The organism is Cyanobium sp. BA20m-p-22 (assembly GCF_024346275.1).
Classification (GTDB): domain Bacteria; phylum Cyanobacteriota; class Cyanobacteriia; order PCC-6307; family Cyanobiaceae; genus Cyanobium_A.
The window spans coordinates 1-5,819 of record NZ_JAGQCQ010000239.1; the positions used below are offsets into that span (position 1 = coordinate 1).

Sequence of the window (5,819 nt, forward strand, 5' to 3'; positions counted from 1 at the left end):
GCAAGCACGGCAACCTGGAATGGCTTCCAGGCAAGGGGCTGGGCCTCAGTGGCGCCTGCTTCCCCGAGCTGGCCCTCGGGCCCATGCCCCATCTCTATCCATTCATTGTCAACGACCCTGGTGAGGGTTCCCAGGCCAAGCGCCGCAGCCAGGCCGTGATCCTCGACCACCTCACTCCCCCGCTGGGAAGGGCCGGCCTCCACGGTGAGCTCCAACTGCTCGAGGTGTTGCTGGATGAGTACTGGGAGGCCACCCAGTTGGGTAGCGAGCGCGCTGGTCCCCTGCGCAAGCAACTGGCCCAGCGCCTTGAGAGCCTCCAGCTTCCGCTGGGCGCAGGCCTGGAGCTGGATGGGCGGCTCGATGCTGCCGACGGTTACCTGTGCGAACTCAAGGAGGCCCAGATTCGGTTAGGGCTCCACACCTATGGCACCCTGCCGGAGCAGGCGAAGTTGACCGAGCTCCTACTCTGCCTGGCCCGCTGCCCACTGGCCCAGCAACCCGGGCTCACCCAGGCCCTCGCAAGCGATCTCCAGTTGGGCTTTGATCCCTGGGCCGATGGGGACGACATGCCCCTCGATCTGGCAGACCAACAGCGCCTCCTGGCCGCCTTCGGTGGCCAGACCCCCAGACGGGTCGGCGACGGAACGGCCCTGCTGGAAGCTCGGGCCCTGGCCCTGGTACAGCTGGAGCTGGAAGGCAAAAGGCAGGAGCCTGGCGGCGCTGCCGAGGCAAAGGCCCTGCAGCATCTTCGCCAGGAGTTGCTGCCCCGCCTTCTGGCCTGCGCTCCAGCCGAACGCGAGGCCTTCCTGCGGGGTCTTGCCGGTAAACGGATTGCGGCGGGGCCCTCCGGCGCGCCCACCAGGGGACGACCTGACCTGTTGCCGACAGGGCGCAATTTCTACAGCGTGGATCTGCGCGGCCTGCCCACCGAGGCCGCCTGGGACCTGGGCCGCCGCAGTGCCGAGCTGCTTCTTGAGCTCCACCTCCAGGAGCAGGGCGAACACCTCCAGACCCTGGCCCTATCCGTGTGGGGCACGGCGACCATGCGCAATGGCGGCGAGGACATCGCCCAGACCCTTGCCCTACTCGGGGTCCGACCCGTTTGGGATGGTCCCACCCGGCGGATGGTGGATCTGGAGGTGATTCCCCTTTCCCTGCTGGGCCGTCCGCGGGTGGATGTGACCCTGCGTATCTCCGGCCTATTTCGGGATGCCTTTCCCCAGCTGGTCGCCTGGGTCAATAGGGCTACCGAGCTGGTGGCCCGCCTCGAGGAGGCGGATGCCGACAATCCCCTTGCCGCCGCCTGGCGACGCGAGGGCCATAGCGCCCGGGTATACGGCTCCGCCCCAGGCGCCTACGGAGCCGGCCTGCAGGGGCTAATCGATGGGGGGCATTGGGAAGATCGCGGCGACCTCGGCGACGCCTTTCTCAACTGGAGCAGCTGGCGTTATGACGGCCAGGCTGGAATCGAGGCCCGGGCCGATCGGGCCGGCCTCGAGCAGCGGCTGGGCGCCGTGCAGGTGGTACTGCACAACCAGGACAACCGGGAACATGACCTACTCGACTCCGATGACTACTACCAATTCCAGGGGGGCCTGAGCGCCGCCGTGGAGCGCGTCTCCGGCCAGCGGCCGGCCCTTTGGTTTGGCGACCACTCCCGCTCGGCCCGGCCCAGGCTCCACCGCCTGGAGCGGGAATTTGACAAGGTTTTGCGCAGCCGGGTGCTCAATCCCCGCTGGATTGGGGCCATGCAGCAGCACGGCTACAAGGGTGGTTTCGAAATGGCCGCCAGCCTCGATTACCTGTTTGCCTATGACGCCAGCACCGGTTGCGTTCCCGATTGGGGTTACGGCGCCATCTGCGATCAGTGGTTAGGGGATCGGTCGGTGCGCAGCTTTCTGGAGCAAGCCAACCCCTGGGCCCTGCGCGATATGGCTGAGCGGTTGCTGGAGGCCCATCACCGGGGCCTGTGGGAGGGGGCCAATCAAAACCAGCTGGAACATCTGCGCCAGCTGGTTTTGACAAGTGAAGCGAAGATTGAGCAGGGCTGATCAGCCCGGTTAGACCCAGCTCAGCTGTTCAGATCGCGCACCATTTGCTTGAAGGGGTCGATTGCGCCAGCCTTGCCGGAGGCCTGCTTGCTGATCTGGGGCTGGCTGGGCACCTGGGCACTGGCCGAGCGCTCCTGCTCCTGTTTGATTGCCGCCGGCCCCCCAGGCACATTGACGCCAAAGGCCGATCCCTTTTTGCGTTGCTCGAGCTCCGCGGCAGACATGGTCTGGGCAAAGGTCTTTTTGACCGGTTTGGGGATACCGCCGCTGAGGTCAACGGTTTCCGGCTGGCTGCTGATGCCGGCCAAACCCTCAGACATCATTTCCAGCTTGGACTCCATCGATGCCACCTCGGCAATCATCTCCTTGTTACCCGGGCTGTCAGCGGTACCTGGAAAGGTGTGCCGGATTGTGTTGGAGCGCCGCATGAAGTCGACGTTGCCCATGCTGCTGGAGGCATCGGCGTCGAGAAAGAAGCTTTCAACTTCTTTTTTGGGTTTGGCGGGAGTGTTGTTGGCGGGAGGGGTGCTGCCGCGGGGTGCAAGCAGGCGATCGAACAGACCCATCGTGCGGCAGGTGAAGGCTGCCCATGACCCTAGCGGCCGTGGAGGGTCAAGCCATGGGTATCGGTGCCACAACTCATCAATAGGCCCCGCTCCCGCAGCTCAGCTGCGATTGCTTCGCAGACGATGGGAGTAGGGGTCCAATTGTCGTTTTGCTCGTAGTCATACCAGGCCTCAGCCCCATCGAAGCCAAGTTGATCGGCCGCACTGATGAGCCACTTGAACGGGATCCGATAACGGGCTGGATGGGCGAGCAGCATCAGGGCTCCCGCCTGTTGGCCGGCCCGTAGGACGGCCTCGGCCCGCAGCGCTGGCCCCACCGCAGCGTGGCCCTGCAGGTAGGGCTCCAGGCTGGGATGGTCTTCACCGAAGCCCAGGGCCAGCACATGGACCAGGCAGCCCTCCAGAAGGCAGCTGATCTCGACTCCCCGCCAGAACCTGGGTACCTGCCCGCCGCTATCGGCTACGGCGCGAAAGAACGTCGCGACGGGGGCATGGGCGGCGATGCTGTGGTGGTCTGTGATCGCCAGATGTTCCAGGCCCAGCTCTAGGGCCCTCGGAGCAAGTTGGTCAGGGCTGAGACTCCCGTCGCTGAAGGTGGTGTGGCAGTGAAAGTTGACCCTGCCCGGGCAGCAGGTGGGAGTGATCTGCTCCAGCACCGGGCGCAGGGGGTGCAGTGGCGTGCCCGCATCAGCCATTTGCAGCCAGCCCTTCAGCTCTCAAGCGCCGCCAGCGGGCATAAAACTGAATTGAGGCGGCCATGAACACCACCAGGGCCACCACCAACCAGGTGGCGGCACCAGTGGGGAATTGGTTCTTGAACACCACCAGCATCACCACGACCACAAGCAGCAGGGTGGGCAGCTCGTTTAAGGCCCGCAATTGCTTGGGGCTCCAGCTGCAGGCTCCCCTGTTGAGTTGGCCCATCAACCGATAGCAAAAGGCGTGATAGGCCAGCAGTGCCAACACGAAAGCCAGCTTGATGTGCATCCAGCCCTGCTGCAGCCAGGTCGGGTTGACGCTCAGCAGCCCCGCCGCACAGACAACGGCCACCACCATGCCCGGGGTGGTGATGATGTTGGCCAGCCGGCGCTCCATCAGCGCGTATTGGTCCTCAAAGGCCTGCCTCAAGGGGGCATCAAGCTCCCCAGCCTCGCGGTGGTAGATGAACAGCCGCACCAGGTAGAACAGGCCGGCAAACCACACCACCACCCCCACGATGTGGAGGGTCTTGAACCAGAGGTAGGCCTCCGGGGGCCAACTCATGGCCAGCAGGGGCATGGCGGGGGTTGGTTGGGCATCCATCAAGATAGGTTCCTGGCCCCCTCGGCAGCAGCAGCCCTGATCACCGCCATCTCGTCGTCGGGGATCCGCTCGAGCTGCTTCATCACCAGGGCCATGCGGGGGTTGCGGCGCAGCTCCTGGGCATGGCGGGCTAAAAAGTCCCAGTAGAGGGTATTGAAAGGGCAGGCCGTTGGGCCCGTGCGCTGTTTGGGGTTGTAGCGGCAGCCCTTGCAGTAGGTGCTCATCCGGTTGATGTAGTTGCCGCTGGCGGCGTAGGGCTTGCTGGCCAGCAGGCCGCCATCGGCGAACAGCCCCATGCCGAGAACGTTGGTCTGCATCACCCAGTCGTAGCCGTCAATGAACATGCGGTGAAACCAGGCGGTGAAGGCCTGAGGATCGAGGCCGGCAATCAAGCCGTAGTTGGCCAGCACCATCAACCGCTGGATGTGGTGGGCGTAGCCGTTGACCTCGAGCTCGGCCAGCACGGTGTCCATACAGGCCATGCCACTGCCGCCCAGCTGCTCCAGCCAGCCGGGCAGAGGACGATCGGCGCCGAAGTGGTTTCGAGCTGGGTAGTCGGGTCCGAACCACCAGTAGAGGCCGTGGGTGTATTCGCGCCAGCCAAGAATCTGGCGGATTACTCCTTCCAGGCAGGCCAGGGGGGTGCCCCGCTCCAGGCCCGCCTGCTCCAGCCGGCGGATCACCTCAAGCGGATGCAACAGGCCAATGTTGAGATAAGGGGAGAGCAGGGCGTGCCACAGGGTGGGCTGGCCGCTGACCATGGCGTCCTGGAACGGGCCGAAGCCATCGAGCCGCGTATCGATGAAATGTTCCAGCACCGCCAGAGCCTGGCTGCGGGTAACTGCCCAGCCGAACGGCTCATTAATCCCTGGTAAACCAGGTTCAGCAGAGGCCTCAAGCTCCTGGGCCAGCTGGTCAACCTTGGCAATCACGGCGCGGGTGATTGCATCGGGCTGGAATAACAAGGGCTCTGGCCCTACCAGACCCTTGGGCGGGGCCTTGCGGTTGTCGTGATCAAAATTCCACTGGCCGCCGAGGGGTTGGCCGTCGTCTCCCATCAACACGCCAAAACGCTTGCGGCCCTGCCGGTAAAACAGCTCCATGCGCAGCTGCTTGTAGGGCTGGGCCCAGGCCGCGAATTCCTCCCGGCTCCAGAGGAAGGCGTTGGAGCGATGCCACACCAACGGCACGGGCAGGTCCAGCCGCTCGATCGCCATCCGGAAGGGGCGCTCGGCCGGCTCCATCAGATGCAGTTCGCTGATGCCCTGTTCCGTGATCCAGCTCTGTAGAGCATCGGCAAAGGTGGAGGCTTCGCGGTGGTCCACGCTCCAGCCGCTCTGGCGAAGCTCGGTGGCGAAGTGGCGCATGGCACTCCACACCAGCACCAGCTTCTGGCGGTGGTAGCGGCGGTGCTGCAGCACCGAAGTGCTTTCGATCAGCAGCACCCTTGCTTCTGCCGGAGCGAGGCTGTCGAGGGCCGCCTGGCTTGGCGAGAGCTGGTCGCCGAGCACCCAGATCCCCTTCACGGCGCGCTCCAGGGTCTGCGATGTCCGCGCCTCACTGCCGGAAGCGGCGGTCGGACTCGATCCAGCGCTCGAAGGCGGCCAGCCCTTCGATCAGCGCCCAGACGCTGAGGACGAAGGCCACCACCCCGCCCACGGCGAACAAGGTGGCCAGTAGTAGGGGGATCGCCGCCAGGGCCACCAGGGGAATCACCGCCAGGGCTCCCAGGGCGGCCAGGCCCAGGATCGGGGCCCCGATGGCCGGCGGAGGGCCGTTCCTGCTGGCAACCCGGAGGGGTTGGGTCGGAGCCATGGCAACCCTTGCTGAAATCACTGCCAATTCTGGGGCTCCGTCTCGAGCGGCAACGCCGGCCCTTGGGTGGAGAACCGGCCGCTTA

The 5,819-nt window shown here is 65.3% G+C and carries 6 protein-coding genes; 1 reads left to right on the forward strand and 5 read right to left on the reverse strand.

Features of this window, described 5'->3' with window-relative positions; translation table 11 throughout:
* Positions 1 to 2,051: cobaltochelatase subunit CobN (cobN, locus tag KBZ15_RS16820; protein WP_255016360.1), on the forward strand; the 2,051-nt coding region annotated here is incomplete at its 5' end.
* 20 nt (positions 2,052 to 2,071) lie between these two features.
* Here cobN and KBZ15_RS16825 read toward each other — a convergent pair.
* From KBZ15_RS16825 to KBZ15_RS16845, 5 genes are all read right to left on the reverse strand, one after another.
* Positions 2,072 to 2,617, reverse strand: coding sequence for a hypothetical protein (locus KBZ15_RS16825; protein WP_255016361.1), 546 nt, complete (start codon positions 2,615 to 2,617; stop codon positions 2,072 to 2,074).
* Between the two features lie 29 nt (positions 2,618 to 2,646).
* Positions 2,647 to 3,312, reverse strand: coding sequence for a PHP domain-containing protein (locus KBZ15_RS16830; RefSeq protein WP_255016363.1), 666 nt, complete (start codon positions 3,310 to 3,312; stop codon positions 2,647 to 2,649).
* Positions 3,305 to 3,880 (reverse strand): protoporphyrinogen oxidase HemJ, encoded by a 576-nt coding sequence (gene hemJ, locus KBZ15_RS16835; RefSeq protein WP_255016366.1) that lies wholly within the window; start codon positions 3,878 to 3,880, stop codon positions 3,305 to 3,307. The genes KBZ15_RS16830 and hemJ overlap by 8 nt, the downstream gene beginning before the upstream one ends.
* A gap of 38 nt (positions 3,881 to 3,918) precedes the next feature.
* A complete protein-coding gene (locus KBZ15_RS16840; RefSeq protein ID WP_255016364.1) occupies positions 3,919 to 5,445 on the reverse strand; it encodes a cryptochrome/photolyase family protein in 1,527 nt (508 codons plus the stop codon).
* A gap of 31 nt (positions 5,446 to 5,476) precedes the next feature.
* Positions 5,477 to 5,819, reverse strand: a 343-nt coding sequence (locus KBZ15_RS16845) for a hypothetical protein (RefSeq protein WP_255016365.1), incomplete at its 5' end; no start/stop codon positions are given.

Excerpts from the sequence above, each read along its gene's own strand:
- KBZ15_RS16825 (WP_255016361.1), bottom strand. The coding sequence starts at position 2,617 with ATGGGTCTGTTCGATCGCCTGCTTGCACCCCGCGGCAGCACCCCTCCC.
- KBZ15_RS16830 (WP_255016363.1), bottom strand. The coding sequence starts at position 3,312 with ATGGCTGATGCGGGCACGCCACTGCACCCCCTGCGCCCGGTGCTGGAG.
- hemJ (WP_255016366.1), bottom strand. The coding sequence starts at position 3,880 with ATGAGTTGGCCCCCGGAGGCCTACCTCTGGTTCAAGACCCTCCACATC.